This window comes from Bradyrhizobium sp. Ken64, assembly GCF_055807555.1.
This window is the reverse complement of record NZ_JBVVPA010000029.1, coordinates 1-18,513: the sequence shown is the minus strand read 5'-3', so window position 1 is coordinate 18,513 and position 18,513 is coordinate 1. Positions and strand designations below refer to the sequence as shown.

Genomic DNA, 18,513 nt, shown 5'->3' with positions numbered 1-18,513 from the left:
CCGGCACGGTCGTACTAGGATCGCCCGACAGAACGGACGAAGAGCGCCACTGAATGCGCCATCACCGGGAGGGATCTGTTTGGTGGCTACCAGTCTTGAAGTGCGCGGCGTGTCCTTGCGATTCGGCGGCGTTCGTGCGCTGACCGATGTCGGCTTCGCCATCAGGGAAGGCGAGCTGTTCTCGATCATCGGCCCCAACGGCGCCGGCAAGACCTCGATCGTGAACTGTATTTCCGGCCGCTACAAGCCGACTGAAGGCCAGTTGTTCTACCGGGGACGCGACATCACCGGCCTGACGCCCAACGCGCGCGCTTCGCTCGGCATCGGCCGCACCTTCCAGAACCTGGCGCTGTTCCACCACATGAGCGTGCTCGACAACGTCATGGTCGGCCGCCATCACCTCCTGAAGAACAATTTCCTCACGGGCTCGCTGTACTGGCTCACCGGCGCGCGCAAGGAAGAGCTCGAGCACCGCCGCAAGGTCGAGGAGATCATCGATTTCCTCGACCTCCAGTCGGTGCGAAAGGCGCCGGCCGGCACCCTCTCCTACGGCTTGCGCAAGCGCGTCGAGCTCGCCCGCGCCATGGCGCTGGAGCCGCGCCTCATTCTCCTCGACGAGCCGATGGCCGGCATGAATTTCGAGGAGAAGGAGGATATGGCCCGCTACATCGTCGATCTCAACGAGGAATTCGGCATGACCGTGGTGATGATCGAGCACGACATGGGCGTGGTGATGGACATCTCGCACCGTGTCATGGTGCTGGATTTCGGTCGCAAGATCGCCGAGGGCGATCCGGCCGCCGTGCTAGCGGATCCCCACGTCAGGCGCGCCTATCTCGGCGAAGAGGACGAGGTGCTGGTCGATCCTGACGATGCTCCGCCGGCGCAGGAGAGCGCGGCATGATGGATTACGCAGGCCGCGTCGCGCAGGCCGACACCTATCCGAAGATGCTCCGGCTCAATGCGAAGGAGTACGGCAACGAGATTGCGCTGCGCGAGAAGGATCTTGGGCTGTGGCGCCCGTTCACCTGGAACGCCTACCAGAGGCGGGTGCGCGATTTCGCGCTCGGTCTCGTCGAACTGGGCCTTGGGCGCCAAGACGTCATAGGCATCATCGGCGACAACCGGCCGGACTGGGTCGCGGCGGAAATCGCCACTCATGCGGTTGGAGGCTTGAGCCTCGGGCTCTACCGCGACGTGCTCGACGAGGAAGCCTCGTATCTCCTCAATTATGGCGAGGCGCAGCTCGTTTTCGCCGAGGACGAGGAGCAGGTCGACAAGCTGCTCACGCTCGCCGACCGCGTCCCAAAGCTGAAGCACATCATCTATTCCGATCCGCGCGGCATGCGGAAATACGACGATCCGCGTTTGATGTCGGCGGAGAAATTTGCCGAACTCGGCCGGGCGCGGGCTACGCGCGAACCGGAGCTTTACGACCGGCTGGTGGACGCGACCAAGGGCGAGGACGTCGCGATCCTCTGCACGACGTCAGGCACCACCTCGCATCCAAAACTTGCGATGCTCGCCGCCGGCCGCGTGCTCGGCCATTGCGCGACGTATCTGGCTTTCGACCCGAAAGGGCCGGATGACGAGTACGTGTCGGTGCTGCCGCTGCCCTGGATCATGGAGCAGGTCTATGTGCTCGGCAAAGGCCTCTTGTGCCGGATGAAGATCAACTTCGTCGAAGAGCCCGAGACCATGATGAACGATCTGCGCGAGATCGCACCGACGTTCATCCTATTTGCGCCGCGCGTTTGGGAATCGATCGCCGCCGACGTTCGCGCCAGGGTGATGGACGCAACGCCGTTCAAGCAACGCCTGTTCGACATCGGCATGAAGAGCGGGCTTGCCGCGCTCCGACAGGGCGAGCGTTCCGGCTTTGCCGACGCGATCCTGTTCCGTGCATTGCGCGACCGCCTCGGCTTCACCCGCCTGCGTTCGGCCGCAACCGGCGGCGCTGCACTCGGGCCCGAGACATTCAAGTTCTTCCAGGCCATGGGCGTGCCGCTGCGCACGCTCTACGGCCAGACCGAGCTGCTGGGGGCCTACACGCTGCATCCCGCGGGCAAGGTCGATCCCGACACCACCGGCGTGCCGATGGCCGACAGCATCGAAATCCGCATCGACAATGCCGACGTTCACGGGGTCGGCGAAATCGTGGTGCGACATCCCCACATGTTCCTCGGCTATTACAAGAACCCGGAGGCGAGCGTCGCCGACATCAGGGATGGCTGGATGCTGTCCGGCGACGCCGGCTATTTCAACGCGAATCGCCAACTCGTGGTCATCGACCGCATCAAGGATCTCGCCGAGACCTCGCGCGGCGAGCGCTTCTCGCCGCAATTCATCGAGAACAAGCTGAAGTTCTCGCCCTATATCGCCGAAGCCGTGGTGCTTGGCGCAGGCCGCGACGCGCTCGCCGCGATGATCTGCATCCGCTACTCCATCATCTCGAAATGGGCGGAGAAGAACCGGCTCTCGTTCACGACCTACAGCGACCTCGCCTCGCGGCCCGAGGTCTATGCGCTGCTCAAGAAGGAAGTCGAGACCGTCAACGCCACTCTGCCGCCGGCACAGCGCATCTCGCGCTTCCTGTTGCTCTACAAGGAACTCGACGCCGACGACGGCGAGCTCACCCGCACGCGGAAAGTGCGCCGCAGCGTCATCAACGAGAAATACGAAGGCATCATCGACGCGATCTACCGCGGCCAGGCCGACATCCCCGTGGACACCGTGATCCGGTTCCAGGACGGCACCACGCAGCGCGTACGAACAACGCTGAGGGTCGTGGATCTGGGCGAGCACGGGCACATGACGGAGGCGGCGGAGTGAGCCTACTTCGAACCGAGAGCGCGATGCGGGTCGATGCGCCCTCTCCCCTTGCGGGAGAGGGCATCTCCGCTATTAGCCAAGACCCCACTCGGGTGAGGGGTCCTCTCTCCGCACCATCGCTGCGGAGAAAACCCCTCACCCGGCTTCGCTTCGCGAAGCCACCCTCTCCCGCAAGGGGAGAGGGTGCACCGTCATCGCTTCTGCATTTTACGCGGACATCCGCATGAACACCGCCTTCCTTATCCAGCTCCTGGTCAACGGCCTCGTGGTCGGCACGCTCTATGGCGTGGTCGCGATGTCGTTCGTGCTGATCTACAAGGCCACGCAGGTCGTCAATTTCGCGCAGGGCGAGCTCTTGCTGGTCGGCGCCTGGGTGTGCTGGACCTTGCTCGCGAAATACCAGGTGCCGTTCTGGATCGGCATGCCGATGACGCTGGTGTTCATGTTCGTGTTCGGCATCGCGGTGCAGGTCCTGATCCTGCGGCCGATGATCGGCGAACCCATCATCTCGGTCATCATGGTGACGATCGGCCTGTCCACCGTGCTGCAGGCGACGCTGAAATGGATGTTCGGCGTCAATCCGCAGCCATTCCCGCGCGTGTTCGAGAGCCAGTCGGTCAGCCTGCTCGGGCTGCAGATCCAGACCGTCTATGTCATGAGCCTCGTCGTCTCGATCGCGATGATGATCGGCATGGCCTGGTTCTTCCGCGCCTCAAAGTACGGCCTTGCGATGCGCGCCACCGCGTTCAACCAGCAGGTCGCGCAATCGCTCGGCATTTCCGTGAAAAGCGTGTTCGCGATGGCTTGGGCGATCTCCGCAACGGTCTCGGCGGTGGCGGGCGTCGTCGTTGCGGTCGTGAACGGCGTATCCTCGGGCCTTGCCGCTTACGGCATAAAAGTGTTTCCGGCGGCGATCCTTGGCGGGCTCGATTCCGTCGGCGGTGCCGTGCTCGGCGGCATCATCATCGGATTACTCGAGAACATCGCGCAATATGTCGACAGCGAATACCTTCACTGGGGCAATCTCTACGAGATCGCGCCGTTCTACGTCCTCATCATCGTGCTGATGATCAAGCCCTACGGCCTGTTCGGCACCCACGACATCGAACGGATCTGATCCATGGCCGGCCCCGCCCTCATCCCTGCTGGTGATTTCCGCACCTCTTACGCGGCCGACACCACGATCTTCCCGACCACGACCAGCCGCAATTTTGCGATCGCCGGCGTGCTGCTGCTCTGCCTCGTGCCGCAATTCCTTGGTGGGTACTGGCTCAGCATCCTGATCCAGATCGGCATCTTCTCGATCGCCGCGCTTGGCCTCAACATCCTGGTCGGCTTCACAGGCCAAATTTCGATCGGTCACGCCGCCTTCTTCCTGCTCGGCGCCTTCACCTCGGCCTACATCTCCAACAGCGCATCGATCCCGGTGTTCTTCGCGATCCCTCTCGCGGGAATCGTCACTGCGCTGGTCGGGCTGATCTTCGGCATCCCGGCGGCGCGACTGAAGGGGCTTTACCTCGTCATCGCGACGCTCGCCGCACAATACATCCTGCTCGACTTCTTCTCCCGCGCGGAGTGGTTCACCGGCGGCTCGGTGCCGGCCAGCGCCAATCCGTTCTCGATCTTCGGCTACACGCTGCGCGGCGACAGGCAATATTTCTACGTCGTGCTCGCCTACGTGGTTGCAAGCTACGTCCTGGTCACCAATCTGATGCGCACCCGCGACGGCCGCGCGCTGGTGGCGATCCGCGACCATTATCTCTCCGCGGAGATCATGGGCATCAACCTCACAAAGTATCGCACGCTGTCATTTGGCCTCGCCGCGTTCTTCGCCGGCATCGCCGGCGCGCTCTATGCGCACTACCAGCTCGTGGTGTCGCAAGAGGGTTTCGGCATTGAACGTTCGATCCTGTTCCTCGCCATGATCATCATCGGCGGCACCGGTTCGATCATGGGCACGCTGATGGGCACTGCGTTCGTGGTGCTGCTGCCCGAGACGATGGAGTTCCTCAGCGTGGCGCTGAAGGGCGGCGCGATCGACAAGGCGCTGTCGCTCAACAACAACATCACCTTCCTGCGCGAGATCGCGATCGGGGTGATCATTATTGCGTTCCTGATGTTCGAGCCCGACGGGCTCGCCCATCGCTGGCGACAGATCAAGGCGTATTGGAAACTCTACCCGTTCTCGCATTGAGCGCGGGCAACTCTCTAACCAACAAATAAACAGGAGGAGGCAACCAATGAAGACGAAATCCTTTTTGAGCACCGCGTCACTTGCGCTGGCGATCGCCGCATTCTCGTCATGCGCGCAGGCGCAGATCGCGATTGGGCATCTCGCAGACTATTCCGGCGGCACGTCGGACGTCGGCACGCCCTACGGCCAGGCCGTCGCCGACACCTTCGCCTGGGTCAACAAGACCGGCGGCGTCGGCGGCAAGCAGCTCAACGTCGATACCAACGATTATGGCTACCAGGTTCCGCGCGCGATCGCACTCTACAAGAAGTGGTCGGCGCCGGACTCCAAGGTCGCAGCGATCATGGGCTGGGGCACGGCAGACACCGAAGCGCTGACCGGCTTCCTCGCACAGGATAAAATCCCTGATCTCTCCGGCTCCTACGCCGCCGCCCTCACCGATCCCGAAGGCGTCAGCGGCAAGGCCAAGCCCGCGCCCTACAATTTCTTCTATGGTCCGAGCTATTCGGACTCGCTGCGCGCGATGCTGATGTGGGCCGCCGAAGACTGGAAGGCCAAGGGCAAGTCCGGCAAGCCGAGATTCGTCCACATGGGCGCCAACCACCCCTATCCGAACGCGCCGAAGGCCGCCGGCGAAGCCATGGCGCAGGAGCTCGGCTTCGAGGTGCTACCGCCGCTGGTGTTCGCGCTCGCGCCGGGTGACTACAGCGCGCAGTGCCTGAGCCTGAAATCCTCGGGCGCCAACTACGCCTATCTCGGCAACACCGCCGCGTCCAACATCTCGGTGATGAAGGCCTGCAAGACTGCCGGCGTCGACATCCAGTTCATGGGCAATGTCTGGGGCATGGACGAGAACGCCGCCAAGACCGCGGGCGATGCCGCCGATGGCGTAATCTTCCCGTTGCGCACCGCGGTGAGCTGGGGCGGCGATGCGCCCGGCATGAAAACGGTGATGGAGATCTCGAAGATGTCCGATCCTACCGGCAAGGTCTATCGCCCCGTGCACTACATCGCGGCGGTGTGCTCGGCGCTCTACATGAAGGAGGCGATCGATTGGGCCGCCAAGAACGGCGGCGCCACCGGCGAGAACGTCGCCAAGGGCTTCTACCAGAAGAAGGACTGGGTGCCGGCAGGCATGGAGGGCGTCTGCAATCCCTCGACCTGGACCGACAAGGACCACCGCGGCACGCTGAAGGTCGATCTCTACCGCACCAAGATTGCGGGCGCGACCGACGGCGACCTCAACGACCTCATGGCCAAGGGCGCGATCAAGCTCGAGAAGGTCAAGGCTGTCGAGCTTCCGCGCAAGCCGGAATTGCTTGGGTGGTGAGCATGTAGCCAGTTCGTCGTTCCGGGGCGATGCGCAGCATCGAACCCGGAACCTGGAGATTCCGGGTTCGGTCCTGCGGACCGCCCCGGAATGACTGGAGAAAGCTGTGACGGCATCGAGAGAGTAACTGACCATGAGTGAAGCGGCTCACATCGAGCGCCCCTCCCCCGGCATCGTACCCCCGCCGCCCCTCCTTGCCGTGCGCAACATCGAGGTCGTCTATGACGACGTCATCCTGGTGCTGCGCGGCCTCAGCCTTGACGTGCCCAAGGGCGCGATCGTGGCGCTGCTCGGCGCCAACGGCGCCGGCAAGTCGACGACCCTAAAGGCAATCTCCGGGCTGCTCAAGACCGAGGACGGCGAAGTCACGCGCGGCGAGATCCTGTTCGAGGGCGAGCGCATCAACGGCATCGATCCCGACAAGATCGTCCGCCGCGGCATCTTCCAGGTGATGGAAGGCCGGCGCATCGTCGCCGACATGACCTCGCTGGAAAACCTCAAGCTCGGTGCATTCACCCGCAGGGACCGCGAGGTCGCCGCCGATCTCGATAGGGTCTTCAACTATTTCCCACGCCTGAAGGAGCGCACCGGCCTGGCCGGCTATCTCTCCGGCGGCGAGCAGCAGATGCTCGCGATCGGCCGCGCGCTGATGGCGCGCCCGAAGATGATCCTGATGGACGAGCCCTCGATGGGCCTGTCGCCGCTGCTGGTGAAAGAGGTGTTCTCGATCATCCACAAGATCAACCGTGACCTAGGCGTCACCATTCTCCTGGTCGAACAGAACGCCCGCGCCGCGCTGTCGGTGGCAAGCCGCGGCTACATCATGGAGCAGGGCAAGGTCGTGCTCGACGGCACTGCGGACGAATTGCGCGACAACGAGGACGTCAAGGAATTCTACCTCGGCGGCGCCGGCGACCAGCGCAAGAGCTTCAAGAACCTCAAGAGCTTCAAGCGGCGCAAGCGTTGGCTTTGACTTAGCATTTTGGAGCGAAGTGGGAACAGGTTCGCGTGACGAAAACGCGTCAAGACAGCAGACTCTTACTCCAGCACCTGTTCCGCTTCCGTGACTGCGCAGAGAACATGATAGAACGACGACGCAGGAATGGTGTCGATCAGCGATTTGCCGTCGCGCTCGAACTGGTCGTACCAGCCGCCCCGCACGGGATGGCTGAGATAATGGCGTTCGAGCCGCGCCAGCGCCATGCGCGCCTCGTCCGCGGCGCCGGCCTCGCCGGATTCGGCCTGCGCGATCCACGCCTTCGCGATCTCGGTCTGCGGCCACAGCCGGCGCGTGCTGCGGCGAATCTTGCCGGCGTCGTCACCCTCGTCGATCAGGCAGCCGGTGGCCTCGTCGCGATAGCGCAGCGCGGTTTCCAGCAGCTCGGCGCGCCGCTGTCCGGTCGGGCAGCCCGTGATGCGTTCGAAACCCTTCAGCAACCAGACCCATTCCGCCTGGTGGCCGGGCTCGACGCTGACCGGCGCGATCTTCGACCAGTCCTCTTCGAAATATTCGCCGAGCGCACGCGTCTTCTTGTCGTAGAGATTGGCGAGGAACAGCGCGAAGAACTCGCCGGCGCGGTTCTGGAACGACAAATCGTGGGTTGCGTCGAAGCACGCGATCATCGCCTCGAACAGATGCATGTGCGGGTTCTGCCGGCGCGGCAGCGAGACCGGAAGCCCTTCGTGGACGCCGCCGTGCGGCGAGCGCAGATGGCCATCGAGGAAGGCGAGCAGCGCGTCGATCTCGGCGCGAATCTGTGCGTCCTGGTCGAGCGCATAGACGGCCGCGAGCGCAAACAGGATGAAGGCGTGGTCGTAAGCATCGCGGCGGGCGTCCAGCACCGCGCCCTCCGGCGTCAGCCGGTGCACGTAGCCGGGCCGACCGTCGGGCGCCTTTGCTTTGGCGAGCAGATGCTCGAGGCCCTTCAGTGCGATGGCGCGTCCGTCAGGGTACCAGCCCATCTGCGCAGCCTTGGCGTAGCACCAGATCTGGCGGGCCTGCACGAACACCCGGCGCGGCGCGGTCACGTCCGCCGTGCCGTCGCGGTGCAGCCGATCCATGAAACCACCCGCCCCATGGTCCCAGCCGACCGTCGACCACAGCGGCAGCGCCTCGTCGATCATGCGGCGCTTCAGGCGCGCGACGACGTCCGCGGCCTCGTCCGCCGCACTGATTCCCTCGTCCGCCATCGCGTCCCCTTCAAACCTCGTCCATGGCCGTCTGATACCCATGCCGGCGGCGGCGCGCAACGGATGCCAACCCGGAAAGATCAGCCATGACCGCCCATTACGACGCCCTCGAGACGCGCGAGCAAGCCGCGCGCGAGGTCGATCTGTTCGCCCGCCTGCCCGGCGTGCTGCGCTCTGCGATGACCGCGCCAGCCTATGCTGATCGGCTGAAAGGCCTGGATCCGGCTACCGTGACCTCCAGGGCGGCACTGGCGGGCCTGCCGGTGCTGCGCAAGTCGGAACTGCCGGCTTTGCACAAGGCCTCCCCGCCCTTCGGAGGGTTCGTCGCGGCGGCGCCCGGCTCGTTCGCCCGCCTCTTCACCTCCCCCGGGCCGATTTTCGAGCCGGAGGGGCGGCAGGCCGATCCGTGGCGCGGCGCACGGGCGCTGTTCGCGGCCGGGTTCCGGCCCGATGACATCGTGCTCAACACCTTCAGCTATCATCTCACCCCCGGCGGCTTCATCTTCGATGCGTCGGCCCGCGCGCTCGGTTGCGCCGTGATCCCGGCAGGTCCAGGGAATACCGAGCAGCAATTCGAGCTGATCGAGGCCTACCGTCCCGTGGGCTACAGCGGCACGCCGGACTTCCTGAAGATCCTGCTCGATGCTGCCGCAAACTCGGGCCGCGACGTCTCCTCGATCAAGCGCGCGCTGGTCTCGGGCGCGGCCTTCCCGCCCTCGCTCCAGGTGGAGATCAAGGCGCGCGGCATCGACGCCTACCAGGCCTTCGGCACCGCCGATCTCGGCCTCATCGCCTTCGAGACCAGCGCACGCGACGGCATGGTTGTGAACGAGGATCTGATCATGGAGATCGTCAAGCCCGGCACCGGCGATCCCGTGGCACCCGGCGACGTCGGCGAGATCGTCGTGACCTCGCTCGACCCGCACCATCCCTGGATCCGGCTCGCTCTCGGCGACCTCACCGCAGCACTGCCGGGCACCAGCCCCTGCGGGCGCACCAACATGCGCATCAAGGGCTGGATGGGCCGCGCCGACCAGACCACCAAGGTCAAGGGCATGTTCGTCCGCCCCGAGCAGGTCGCCGAGATCGGCAAGCGCCATTCCGCCCTCGGAAGACTACGCCTCGTCGTCACGCGCCAGGGCGAGGCCGATGCGATGACGCTGAAAGCCGAGACGGCGGCCGCGAACGATGCGTTACGCGAGGAGATTGCAGGCACCTTGCGCGCAGTGACGAAACTCGGAGGCGACGTTGAACTGGTGGGGCCCGGCGCGCTACCGAACGACGGCAAGGTGATCGCGGACGAGCGGGGCTGATCACGTGAATCCTATCTAAACCGGCTTCGAGATTTCTTGCTCACGTGCTGGCGAATACATAGGCAGGTTGAGCTTGGGGCTGTTTTCGCCATTACCGCGCGATCGAAACCAATGAAACGAACTGCAATCTTTGGTTGCAGCGTCCAGCTATTCGCCCATAAGAGCATATTCTCCCCCTGCCCCTCAGAGAGAGCGTCGCTCAGCGTCGATCACCAGTTGCCTTCTCCATCAGCGGCTCCGCGCTATCGCCTTTTCACAATCTCCCGGATTGCACGATCACGCCGAGCGGCGGCTCGGCATTCATATCGATCAAGCTTACGAAGCTCCGGGAGCGCTCTCCGAACGGCTTCAGCCGTCCGTTCCGGCTGGTGGGTCGGCATGGCCAAGGCGGCCATCCGTTCGGGTTGTTCTGGTGGCGCTTTTCCTGCCAAGATCGTTTCAATGTAGCGGCTTTCCGCGACCGCAGGGGCAAGCACCGGAGCAGAAATAACTGCGCCAAGGGCGAATCCGCGCTCGATCAGAGCTACCTTGAGCTGCCGAATGCGTGCGAGATCGAACTCCGCTTGCGTAGCGGCGCGGGCGTGCTCGAGAACAATTTCGTTCTTGCAGTCGCCAGCGATTTTCCGGGCGCGCTCTTCGAGCTGCTTCGTAAATGCCGCGACCGGGATGCTTAAGCTTAGACCGTGGTAATAGGCGTTATGGCTCGCCCGTTTTTTGCCCGCGCAGGACCGAGGGCCGGTGCTCTTGAGCGCATTTCGACGATTGGCCGCAAGTTGCCGTTCGCTTGCCACGGTCAACCTGCCGTGGATTTCTTGCTGGCACTATGTTCAAGGCCGAGCAAATGATCGCCTTGAAGCATCCGGTCTGAAGTCTGCCGCAGCCGCTGAGCCAAGCTATACCGGTACTCAGCGACGCATCGAAGCACCTTGTCGCGGCGTGCTTCCAACGACGCGATCATTCTGTCGATCCTTTCAAGTTCCGGGAGCACTGCTCTGATCGCTTGCGCTACAATAGCGGACTCATCGAGCTGAAAGCGGCCTAATATTGCTGAACCCTGTCCTTGGCCTGTTGACTATCATACCATTCGATCGCAAGAGCGTCGGCCTTCTCATAATACGGCTGCTCGGGGGACCACATCAGGTCTCTGAGTAGAGATTGCAAAGCGCTGCGGATAGCATTGTTGATGATGGCGCTTTTGCAGAGGCGCAGGCGCCGGATCTCCCAGATGATCACCGTGATATCATCGAGATAGATCTCCTCGATGATTCCTTTCGGCCCGATTTCCAGTTCAAGCGCCGTGTGCAAGCAGCCAAATTCGCGCTCGGATTCACCGATCAACAAGGGAGGTGTGGAGCGTAGTACAGTCTTCTTACGTTCCGATCGTGAAGGCATTTCAAACTTCCGCTGCTGCGTCATCGTTGCGGAATCCGGGGCAAAGCGGCCACCGATTCCGACGGAAGGCGGCCACCGATTCCGATCGAAAGCGGCCACCCGATCCGAACGAATGCGGCCACCCTGTTGATAGGGTGAGACGGGGGGCGTTGTCGGCAATCTGAACGGGGCAAGGTCCCTCCTTTTGCGGTTGACGCAATGGGAGGTCCGATGCCCGCCGAGAGATTGCCGATGCGGAAGATTCGAGAAGTTCTACGCCTGAAGTATGCCTGTGGGGTGAGCGATCGGGTGATCTCCCGATCGGTCGGGATCGGTCGCACGGCGATCGCGGAGTATGTCCGCCGGGCCGCGGTGATCGGCATCACCTGGCCGATCCCGGAGGAGCTCGACGACACAGCCCTGGAGCGCAAGCTGTTTGCGCCGGCCGGCTACAACCCGCCACGATCGAAGCCGCTTCCGGATTGGGGGCATGTCCATGCCGAGTTGCGGCGCCGCAGCGTAACGCTGGCACTGCTGTGGGAGGAATACCGCGGCCATCATCCCGACGGCTACGGCTACAGCCGGTTCTGCGACCTCTACGTCGAATGGCGCCACGGCATCACGGCGACCATGCGGCAGACCCACGCGGCCGGCGAAAAGCTGTTCGTGGACTTCGCCGGCGATACCATGCCGGTGTTCGACGGGCTCACCGGGGAGGTGCGCGCCGCCAAGATCTTCGTCGCGGTCATGGGAGCGTCGAATTACACCTTTGCCCAAGCCCGGTTCAGCGAGGCGCTGCCCGACTGGATCGGCGCCCATGTGGATGCGCTCACCTTCCTGGGCGGGGTGCCGAAGGCGCTCGTCTGCGACAATCTGAAGGCCGGGGTGACGGTGGTGAGCCGCTACGAGCCAGGCGTCAACCGGACCTACCAAGATCTTGCCGCCCATTACGGCACCACCATTATGCCGGCGCGGCCCCGCAAGCCGCGCGACAAGGACAAGGTGGAGGCGGCGGTTCTTATCGTCCAGCGATGGATTTTGGCGCGGCTGCGCAACCGGCGCTTCTTCTCGCTCGCCGAGTTGAATGTTGCGATCCGCATCCTGGTCGACCAACTCAACGCCCGCCTGATGCGCAAGCTCGGTGCCAGCCGCCGCGAGTTCTTCGACACCATCGATCGTCCGGCCCTGATGCCGCTGCCGGCCGAGGCCTATCAGTACGCCGAATGGCGTCGTGCCCGTGTGGCGCCGGATTACCATGTCGAAGTTCAGGGACACTTCTACTCGGTGCCATCCCGCATGATCCGCCAGGTTGTCGAGGTTCGGGCCACCGAAGCCACCATCGAGGTGTTCCATCGCGGCACCCGCATCGCCAGCCATGCACGCTCGGGGGTGAAGCGCCGCCACACCACGATCCCCGAGCACATGCCGAGCGCGCATCGCCGATACGCCTTCTGGACGCCGGCGCGTCTGCTGGCCGCCGCTGAGAAAGTCGGTCCGTCCACAATCGCGCTGTGCGAGGCGATCATGCGGACAAAGCCGCATCCCGAGCAGGGCTTCCGATCCTGTCTCGGCATCCTGCGGTTGGAAAAGACCTATGGGACGCAACGTCTCGAAGCCGCTTGCCGCCGCGGGATCAGCATCGGCTCAGCGAGCTATCGGTCGATTGCCTCGATTCTCAAGACCGGCCTGGACAAGTCCTTCCTTCCCGACACCACCCCCGACGCCGATCCCATCCAGCACGGTAACATCCGTGGCCGCGGCTACTACCACTGACCGCAACAAGGAGGCATTATGCTCAGCAATCATACCCACGAACGTCTCGCCGCTCTCGGGCTCGCCGGAATGGCCAAGGCCTTCGATGATCAGCAACGCCAACCGGACGTCACCGCGCTGACCTTCGAGCAGCGCCTCGGCCTGATGATCGATCGCGAAGCAACTGAGCGAGAGAACAAAAGGCTCATCGTACGCCTGAAGTTTGCCTCGCTACGGCAGGCCGCAATCGTCGAAGATGTCGATCTGCGCGCTCCGCGCGGCATCGACCGCGCCTTCTTTGCCAAGCTCGTCGATGGCGATTGGATCGGCCGCAAGCAAAATTTGCTCATCACCGGGCCGACCGAGCCCGCTTCATAATGCTCACCTTTCTATCTCGTTAGAGTTCCAGTTCTTTTTGTAGCGGAGTGCCGGACGGCGGACGTCTGAGGCACCGCGCGGTGGCGGCTCGTTTGACGTCAGCACGCTCAAGATCGGCTGCTTTGATGATCCAAGGTGCCCCTTTGCAAAGCTGGCCCGCCGCGAGTTGGTCGTCCTTGATCAGACGTCGCACGGTTGATGGACTGACGGAGAGGGCCGCGGCCGCCTCGTCCAGAGTGACCTCGCCGCGGTCGTGGCGCTCGCCTTCACGATAGGCTGCGACGTCGTTGTGGCTGCGCAAGCTGCACACTCGCGACTTGGTCCAGCCATTGCCGCGCCCCGTGGTCTTACCGGAGCGGTTTAGCACCGACGCGATCGCTTTGTCCGGCATCTGCCGCGCCAGCACGCGCACGAGATCGACTGTCTCTCCCGCTGCGCTCCAGCGGTGCTGGCCGGAGCGATTCTTCTTGACCTTGAGAGCGGAGTGGTCACCGCCGTGCCAGCGGATCACCAGATCGAGCGTGGTGTCCTCGACGCGGACGACGATCTCGTCGATCAGCGTTCGCACGATCCGCTTGCGCGTCTCGGGGGCCACGCTGGCACTCGACCAAGCACGCTCCAGGTCGGCGCCTAGCGTCATCAGCCGCTCCCGGTCGGCGGGTGTGAGATCAACAGCGGGCGAAGCCGTCAGTGCGTCCAGCTCGGTCTCCAGATTGCGCGCGACCGCCAGCCGGTCATTCCATCGCTTTTCCAGCTCGGCGGCAACGAGACGATTGGCGGGATCGACGGCATCGTATTGGCGGCGCGCCCGCCCGACCTCATAGCGAGCCTGCTCCAGCGCCAGTTCGACTTGGCCGCGTTTGTCTTCGTTCGCACGGCTGCGCGCAGCCTGCGCGGCGAGTGCCGCCTCGATACCGAGCGGCTGCAGGCGCTCGACCACCTCGGCGGCCACGTCACGATCGATCCGCATGCCGCCGAACGAGATGCAAGGGTCACCGCCATGATTGTTGGCGCCGCCCCGACAATGGTAGCGACCGGTGTTGCCGTCCTTGCCGGAGTAGGCGACGTGAAGTTTGCGACCACAATGGCCACAGCGCAGCAGGCCGGCGAGCAGAGCCTCACCTCGGCGCAGGGCACCGCGGCTCATCGGGTTCTTGCCGTTGGCGTTATCCGCAATCAGGCCGAGGTTCCTCTCATGGTCCGCCCAGCTCAGATAACCCTCATGATGGTTCGGAATCAACACCTCCCAATCCTTGCGCTCCCTCTTGAAGCCGCGAACCACCTTCTTGCGGCCGGCCTCGATGCTGATGCGGCTGCCAGTGCGCCCGAATGCATACGCGCCCGCATAGATCGGGTTGGTCAGAATGTGTAGGATCGTGTTGTAGACCGGCAGCTTCCAATCAACCAGGTGGCCTTCGGCGCCATAGGTGACGGCCGGCAGCGGAACGCGCTCGTGTCTGAACCAGAGGTGCACCTGACGCACCGACTGCATCTCGGTGAACTTGGCAAAGACGAGCGCAATCGCCTCGCCGACGCGCCGATCCGGGTCCTTCTCGATACGGTTGTGGCCGACCCGCACGTAGCCGACGGCGACCGTCATGAACAGCTCGCCCCGGCGCGCCTTCTGCTTCAGCGCTTCGAGCGAACGCTGGCGCAGTACCGACAACTCCATCTCGCTCATGGTACCCTTCATGCCGAGCAGTAGGCGATCGTTGGGCTGTCGCGGATCGTAGACGCCGTCCTCGTCGGCGATCAGTGTGCCGACGAGACCGCAGAACTCGAGCAGGGTGTGCCAGTCGCGACCGTTGCGTGCGAGCCGCGACGCTTCGATCGAGACCACGACTCCGACGCGCACCTCACAGATGGCGGCCAGCAGCTTCTCGAAGCCGGGCCTCGCGACGCCACCGCCGGAGCGGCCGAGATCGTCATCAATGACGGCAACATCGCTCCAGCCCAGCTGTCGCGCGCGCTCCGGCAAATTGTACTGACGGCGCTTACTTTCCAGGTTGTGGGCGACCTGATCAGGCGTCGACTGACGGATGTAGACGACGGCCTGACGGGCGAGGTGCTCAGGCGTGACCTTGCTCATGAGCGGCCTCCCTCGTCTCTGCGGTTGGTGTGCCCGTCTCGATATTGGCGCCGTCGGCGAGGGCCTCGACCAGCAGCCTCTCGATCAGGCGGACGAGAGTGCTTCTCTGCGACGCCGGAATCGCCGGCGTCCGGCGATCCTCCTCGAACAGGCTTCGTTGCAAGTAGCGTCTTGGTTGCATGATCCCCTCCTTCACGCAGGGGCCACGCCCCGCCTCGAGAGGCGATAAGCACATCGATTCGCGCCCGCAGCTCGACGAGCCTTTCGACAGCCAACCGCGGGCTTGCTGTGAGCGTTGCAGAGCGAGCAATATCCTCGCTCATCCAGGCCGGGATTAGGGCGAGTGTCCCGTCGGGCTGCACCACGACCAAATGGTCCTCGCCGGCGAAGCGCTTGCGGTGCTCGACCTGCACCATCTGCCCGGCCCGAGGATGGAACGGATAGAGGATCAAAACCTCGAACGCCAGACACCCGGCATTGTGACGCTGTCTCGACCGGCGTCGGCAAGAGCTGGATCGCCTGCGCGCTCGGTCACAAGGCATGCCGCGATAATCGATCGGTCTTATACCATCGCCTGCCAAGGCTGTTCGAAGCTCTTGCGCTCGCCCGCGGCGACGGACGCTATGCGCGGCTCCTCAAGACGTTATCGAGGGTCGATTTGCTCATCCTCGACGACTGGGGCCTCGCTCCGATTACCGGCGAGCAGCGTCGCGATCTCCTCGAAGTCGTCGACGATCGTCACCAGCGCGGATCGACCATCATCACCAGCCAGGTACCGATCGAAAATTGGCATGAGATCATCGCCGACCCGACCATCGCCGACGCCGTCCTTGACCGCCTCGTCCACAACGCTCACCGCCTCATCCTCAAAGGAGACAGCATGCGGAAAATAACTGCCCAACGCGCCAATCTTGACGCCGCGAAGAAAACCTGACCCAACTCCTCATGCCGGCAACGACACCCCGGCCGCCTTCGTCGGAACAGGTGGCCGCCTTCGATCGGAATGCATGGTCGCGTTCAATCGGAATCTCTGGCCGCAATCCCCGGAATCCGCACATCGTTTCCCATCGGGTTCATCGACCGTCTCGCCGGCCGGCTTGCGCCCGTCCTCTTTGAGTTCGGCCTCGACACGATGGGCAAATACTCGTCCGCAGGTCTAAGGTCTCCCACTTGGTCTTCCACTTTCACCGCCGCTTTTGCGGCCATCCGCTCGAACGCGGCCAACTCTTCCTCGGTCAATTTGTCAGGTCCATTGAACACCGGTCCGTCTTGGTAACAGCGCCCGGCATCGAGGCGAGCTTGGGGTGAACGTAGGGCGCGGCCTTCGCTGCGCAGGTCGCGCCGCGTCTCACCATCGCAAGGACCAACATCAAGTTGGCGCGGTCGCCTTTTGCGCGCTCGCGCAGTCGCTAGCGTATCGGAGTCGCTGAACCGAATTGAGTTCGACGATGGGCACAGGCCTACGCGACGCGGCCTTCATCATTTCGTCACCTGCTGTCGACGTGAGGTTCGGTGGTTCCGCCTCTTCAGCTTCCCAACCAGCATTGCGCTCGAATTCATCGATTTTCTCCCGAGAGTGGCGCAGAGCCGACGCGCCGGTAATACGCCGCTTCTGCGAGTGTAGCTCGCAAGCGCAATGTAACCTTGTCTTGGGGAAAACTCTCTGGCACTGCCAGAGATGACGCTGCCGGCCATCGACCGGTCAATTGCGATGGGCATCGCCATCCTTGTCAATGTTCAGCGCGCGTTCCAAACGAACGGGCCCAGAATTCATTCTGCTCGCCGCGTGCGTCTCGCTCATGCTCATGCCCTACTTGCTTCCGAAGATGCATGAGCGTTATTTCTATGCCTTTGAGCACGCGTCTATCGCCCCAGCCTGCATCAATCCGCGCTATTTGTCGTTCGCCGTGATTGCTCAGGTTGACGGCGTGTTATCCTATCTTGAATTCAAGAGCGGTATCATCATGGGTTTGCTGCCGGCGGCGCTCGGCAACACTTTTCTCGTGTTCTACCTCGTGCTTGATCTTTGGCGCGGCGAATGTGGATTTCATTTCCCAAAGCTTGCCTGGCTTGGCTTCACCGTTTCGACTGGAGGATTGCTGAGCTATTTAGTGCTCGCAGGTAGCGGGTGGAACATGTCCCCCGCGTACTTGATTGCCACGGGTCTTGCCACGGCCATGACGGTGCGGTTCCTTATGGAGTCGCAGCGCGCCTCGGCCAGTTCCTAAGATGCAGAGGTCTCACGTTGCGCAAGCCTCGAGTAGCCTTTCAGACCTGGCAGCGCGACGTCCGCTTTGCCGTAGCGACGGCAAGGTTCCAATATCAGCTGGTCAAGCCTTACTCGCTTGATCTTCGCAAGCGCGGAGTGACAGCGATTGAGCGCGGAAGTTCCGCAATCAAGCGCCGTTGCCTGCGGTCGTGCGGGAAACGGGTGCTGCTTCAGCATTCTAGTCCGCTGTGTGTCTGCCGCGCTACAGCAAATTCGTTGAGTTGGGTTAGTAGCTTTTGGCACAGCTTTGAAACCTGAGAGACTCGAAATGAAAAAGTTCCTTCTAACTACTGTCGCTTTTGCCGCGCTAGCGGGTACAGCATCGGCAGCTGATATGGCCGCGCGTCCTTACACCAAAGCCCCAGCGATGCAGCCCTCGCCGATTTACAACTGGACCGGCTTTTACATCGGCGGTCACGTCGGCGGCGCATTCGGCGGCGACAACAACATTCTGGCCCCTGGCTTCACCGGTACCAATAGCAACGACGGTGTGTTCATGGGCGGCGCGCAGGTCGGTTACGACCATCAGTTCTCACCGAACTGGGTGCTGGGCATTGAAGCGAACTACAGCTTCCTCGACACCAATAACAATCCGTTCGTCAATCGTGGGCTCGGTTCGGTCACCGGTCGCCTCGGCTACACCTGGGGTCCGGCGATGGTGTACGTCAAAGGCGGTTATGCCTGGGCTGACTCCCGCCTTACGAACGGTTTCGGCGGCGGCACCTTCACCAACAACGGCGGTGGTCGCGACGGCTACACCGTGGGCGGTGGTCTCGAATACATGTTCGCCCAGAA

General features: G+C 63.2%; 17 protein-coding genes and 1 pseudogene. 12 read left to right on the top strand and 6 right to left on the bottom strand.

Annotated features, from left to right (window positions below; translation table 11 throughout):
• Nucleotides 1-82 precede the first annotated feature (82 nt).
• The 6 genes from AC0L2F_RS31485 to AC0L2F_RS31460 all read left to right on the top strand — a co-directional run bounded on the left by AC0L2F_RS31485 (nucleotide 83) and on the right by AC0L2F_RS31460 (nucleotide 7,329).
• Nucleotides 83-904, top strand: a complete 822-nt coding sequence (locus AC0L2F_RS31485; RefSeq protein WP_473251044.1) for an ABC transporter ATP-binding protein — start codon at nucleotides 83-85, stop codon at nucleotides 902-904.
• Nucleotides 901-2,832, top strand: a complete 1,932-nt coding sequence (locus tag AC0L2F_RS31480) for an AMP-binding protein (RefSeq protein ID WP_473251043.1) — start codon at nucleotides 901-903, stop codon at nucleotides 2,830-2,832. The genes AC0L2F_RS31485 and AC0L2F_RS31480 overlap by 4 nt, the downstream gene beginning before the upstream one ends.
• 223 nt (nucleotides 2,833-3,055) lie before the next feature.
• Nucleotides 3,056-3,949 (top strand): branched-chain amino acid ABC transporter permease, encoded by an 894-nt coding sequence (locus AC0L2F_RS31475; protein ID WP_473251042.1) that lies wholly within the window; start codon nucleotides 3,056-3,058, stop codon nucleotides 3,947-3,949.
• A gap of 3 nt (nucleotides 3,950-3,952) precedes the next feature.
• The gene (locus AC0L2F_RS31470; protein WP_473251040.1) at nucleotides 3,953-5,026 is read left to right on the top strand and encodes a branched-chain amino acid ABC transporter permease; all 1,074 of its coding nucleotides are present in this window, start codon (nucleotides 3,953-3,955) and stop codon (nucleotides 5,024-5,026) included.
• Nucleotides 5,027-5,072: 46 nt separating this feature from the next.
• Nucleotides 5,073-6,356 carry an ABC transporter substrate-binding protein gene (locus AC0L2F_RS31465; protein WP_473251039.1) on the top strand — a complete coding sequence of 428 codons (1,284 nt, stop codon included), beginning with the start codon at nucleotides 5,073-5,075 and terminating at the stop codon, nucleotides 6,354-6,356.
• 133 nt (nucleotides 6,357-6,489) lie between these two features.
• Nucleotides 6,490-7,329: an ABC transporter ATP-binding protein gene (locus tag AC0L2F_RS31460; protein ID WP_473251038.1), complete on the top strand. Its 840-nt coding sequence runs from the start codon at nucleotides 6,490-6,492 to the stop codon at nucleotides 7,327-7,329.
• 65 nt (nucleotides 7,330-7,394) lie between these two features.
• Here AC0L2F_RS31460 and AC0L2F_RS31455 read toward each other — a convergent pair whose 3' ends face one another.
• The gene (locus tag AC0L2F_RS31455) at nucleotides 7,395-8,546 is read right to left on the bottom strand and encodes an AGE family epimerase/isomerase (protein ID WP_473251037.1); all 1,152 of its coding nucleotides are present in this window, start codon (nucleotides 8,544-8,546) and stop codon (nucleotides 7,395-7,397) included.
• 86 nt (nucleotides 8,547-8,632) lie between these two features.
• Between AC0L2F_RS31455 and AC0L2F_RS31450 the strand changes: the two genes are divergently transcribed.
• Complete coding sequence (locus AC0L2F_RS31450) at nucleotides 8,633-9,859, top strand: phenylacetate--CoA ligase family protein (protein ID WP_473251035.1); 1,227 nt, start codon at nucleotides 8,633-8,635, stop codon at nucleotides 9,857-9,859.
• Between the two features lie 242 nt (nucleotides 9,860-10,101).
• Here the strand turns inward: AC0L2F_RS31450 and AC0L2F_RS31445 are convergent, their stop codons facing one another.
• From AC0L2F_RS31445 to AC0L2F_RS31435, 3 genes are all read right to left on the bottom strand, one after another.
• A complete protein-coding gene (locus tag AC0L2F_RS31445; RefSeq protein ID WP_473251034.1) occupies nucleotides 10,102-10,656 on the bottom strand; it encodes a hypothetical protein in 555 nt (184 codons plus the stop codon).
• A complete protein-coding gene (locus AC0L2F_RS31440; RefSeq protein ID WP_473251033.1) occupies nucleotides 10,653-10,817 on the bottom strand; it encodes a hypothetical protein in 165 nt (54 codons plus the stop codon). The genes AC0L2F_RS31445 and AC0L2F_RS31440 overlap by 4 nt, the downstream gene beginning before the upstream one ends.
• Before the next feature lie 80 nt (nucleotides 10,818-10,897).
• Nucleotides 10,898-11,275 (bottom strand): hypothetical protein, encoded by a 378-nt coding sequence (locus AC0L2F_RS31435; protein ID WP_473251032.1) that lies wholly within the window; start codon nucleotides 11,273-11,275, stop codon nucleotides 10,898-10,900.
• A gap of 186 nt (nucleotides 11,276-11,461) precedes the next feature.
• Here AC0L2F_RS31435 and istA point away from each other — a divergent pair, with 186 nt between their 5' ends.
• Complete coding sequence (gene istA, locus AC0L2F_RS31430; protein ID WP_473251031.1) at nucleotides 11,462-13,003, top strand: IS21 family transposase; 1,542 nt, start codon at nucleotides 11,462-11,464, stop codon at nucleotides 13,001-13,003.
• Between the two features lie 18 nt (nucleotides 13,004-13,021).
• Entirely contained in the window at nucleotides 13,022-13,360 is a 339-nt protein-coding gene (locus AC0L2F_RS31425) for an ATP-binding protein (protein ID WP_473251030.1), read from the top strand.
• Between the two features lie 19 nt (nucleotides 13,361-13,379).
• Here AC0L2F_RS31425 and AC0L2F_RS31420 read toward each other — a convergent pair whose 3' ends face one another.
• On the bottom strand, nucleotides 13,380-15,449 hold the full coding sequence (locus AC0L2F_RS31420) for a recombinase family protein (protein ID WP_007606256.1): 2,070 nt from the start codon (nucleotides 15,447-15,449) through the stop codon (nucleotides 13,380-13,382).
• Nucleotides 15,430-15,630, bottom strand: coding sequence for a hypothetical protein (locus AC0L2F_RS31415; RefSeq protein WP_157234033.1), 201 nt, complete (start codon nucleotides 15,628-15,630; stop codon nucleotides 15,430-15,432). The genes AC0L2F_RS31420 and AC0L2F_RS31415 overlap by 20 nt, the downstream gene beginning before the upstream one ends.
• A gap of 312 nt (nucleotides 15,631-15,942) precedes the next feature.
• Here AC0L2F_RS31415 and AC0L2F_RS31410 point away from each other — a divergent pair.
• The 3 genes and pseudogenes from AC0L2F_RS31410 to AC0L2F_RS31400 form a co-directional block, all read left to right on the top strand.
• A pseudogene (locus AC0L2F_RS31410) lies at nucleotides 15,943-16,383 on the top strand (ATP-binding protein); the annotation flags it as partial.
• Nucleotides 16,384-17,248: 865 nt separating this feature from the next.
• The gene (locus tag AC0L2F_RS31405) at nucleotides 17,249-17,677 is read left to right on the top strand and encodes a hypothetical protein (protein WP_473251029.1); all 429 of its coding nucleotides are present in this window, start codon (nucleotides 17,249-17,251) and stop codon (nucleotides 17,675-17,677) included.
• A gap of 309 nt (nucleotides 17,678-17,986) precedes the next feature.
• Nucleotides 17,987-18,513: outer membrane protein (locus AC0L2F_RS31400; protein WP_473251028.1), on the top strand; the 527-nt coding region annotated here is incomplete at its 3' end.

What these genes read in the sequence shown, in the direction of transcription:
- AC0L2F_RS31480 (WP_473251043.1), top strand. Translation starts at nt 901, where the DNA reads ATGATGGATTACGCAGGCCGCGTCGCGCAGGCCGACACCTATCCGAAG.
- AC0L2F_RS31475 (WP_473251042.1), top strand. Translation starts at nt 3,056, where the DNA reads ATGAACACCGCCTTCCTTATCCAGCTCCTGGTCAACGGCCTCGTGGTC.
- AC0L2F_RS31470 (WP_473251040.1), top strand. Translation starts at nt 3,953, where the DNA reads ATGGCCGGCCCCGCCCTCATCCCTGCTGGTGATTTCCGCACCTCTTAC.
- AC0L2F_RS31465 (WP_473251039.1), top strand. Translation starts at nt 5,073, where the DNA reads ATGAAGACGAAATCCTTTTTGAGCACCGCGTCACTTGCGCTGGCGATC.
- AC0L2F_RS31460 (WP_473251038.1), top strand. Translation starts at nt 6,490, where the DNA reads ATGAGTGAAGCGGCTCACATCGAGCGCCCCTCCCCCGGCATCGTACCC.
- AC0L2F_RS31455 (WP_473251037.1), bottom strand. Translation starts at nt 8,546, where the DNA reads ATGGCGGACGAGGGAATCAGTGCGGCGGACGAGGCCGCGGACGTCGTC.
- AC0L2F_RS31450 (WP_473251035.1), top strand. Translation starts at nt 8,633, where the DNA reads ATGACCGCCCATTACGACGCCCTCGAGACGCGCGAGCAAGCCGCGCGC.
- AC0L2F_RS31440 (WP_473251033.1), bottom strand. Translation starts at nt 10,817, where the DNA reads ATGATCGCGTCGTTGGAAGCACGCCGCGACAAGGTGCTTCGATGCGTC.
- AC0L2F_RS31435 (WP_473251032.1), bottom strand. Translation starts at nt 11,275, where the DNA reads ATGACGCAGCAGCGGAAGTTTGAAATGCCTTCACGATCGGAACGTAAG.
- istA (WP_473251031.1), top strand. Translation starts at nt 11,462, where the DNA reads ATGCCCGCCGAGAGATTGCCGATGCGGAAGATTCGAGAAGTTCTACGC.
- AC0L2F_RS31425 (WP_473251030.1), top strand. Translation starts at nt 13,022, where the DNA reads ATGCTCAGCAATCATACCCACGAACGTCTCGCCGCTCTCGGGCTCGCC.
- AC0L2F_RS31420 (WP_007606256.1), bottom strand. Translation starts at nt 15,449, where the DNA reads ATGAGCAAGGTCACGCCTGAGCACCTCGCCCGTCAGGCCGTCGTCTAC.
- AC0L2F_RS31415 (WP_157234033.1), bottom strand. Translation starts at nt 15,630, where the DNA reads ATGCAACCAAGACGCTACTTGCAACGAAGCCTGTTCGAGGAGGATCGC.
- AC0L2F_RS31405 (WP_473251029.1), top strand. Translation starts at nt 17,249, where the DNA reads ATGCTCATGCCCTACTTGCTTCCGAAGATGCATGAGCGTTATTTCTAT.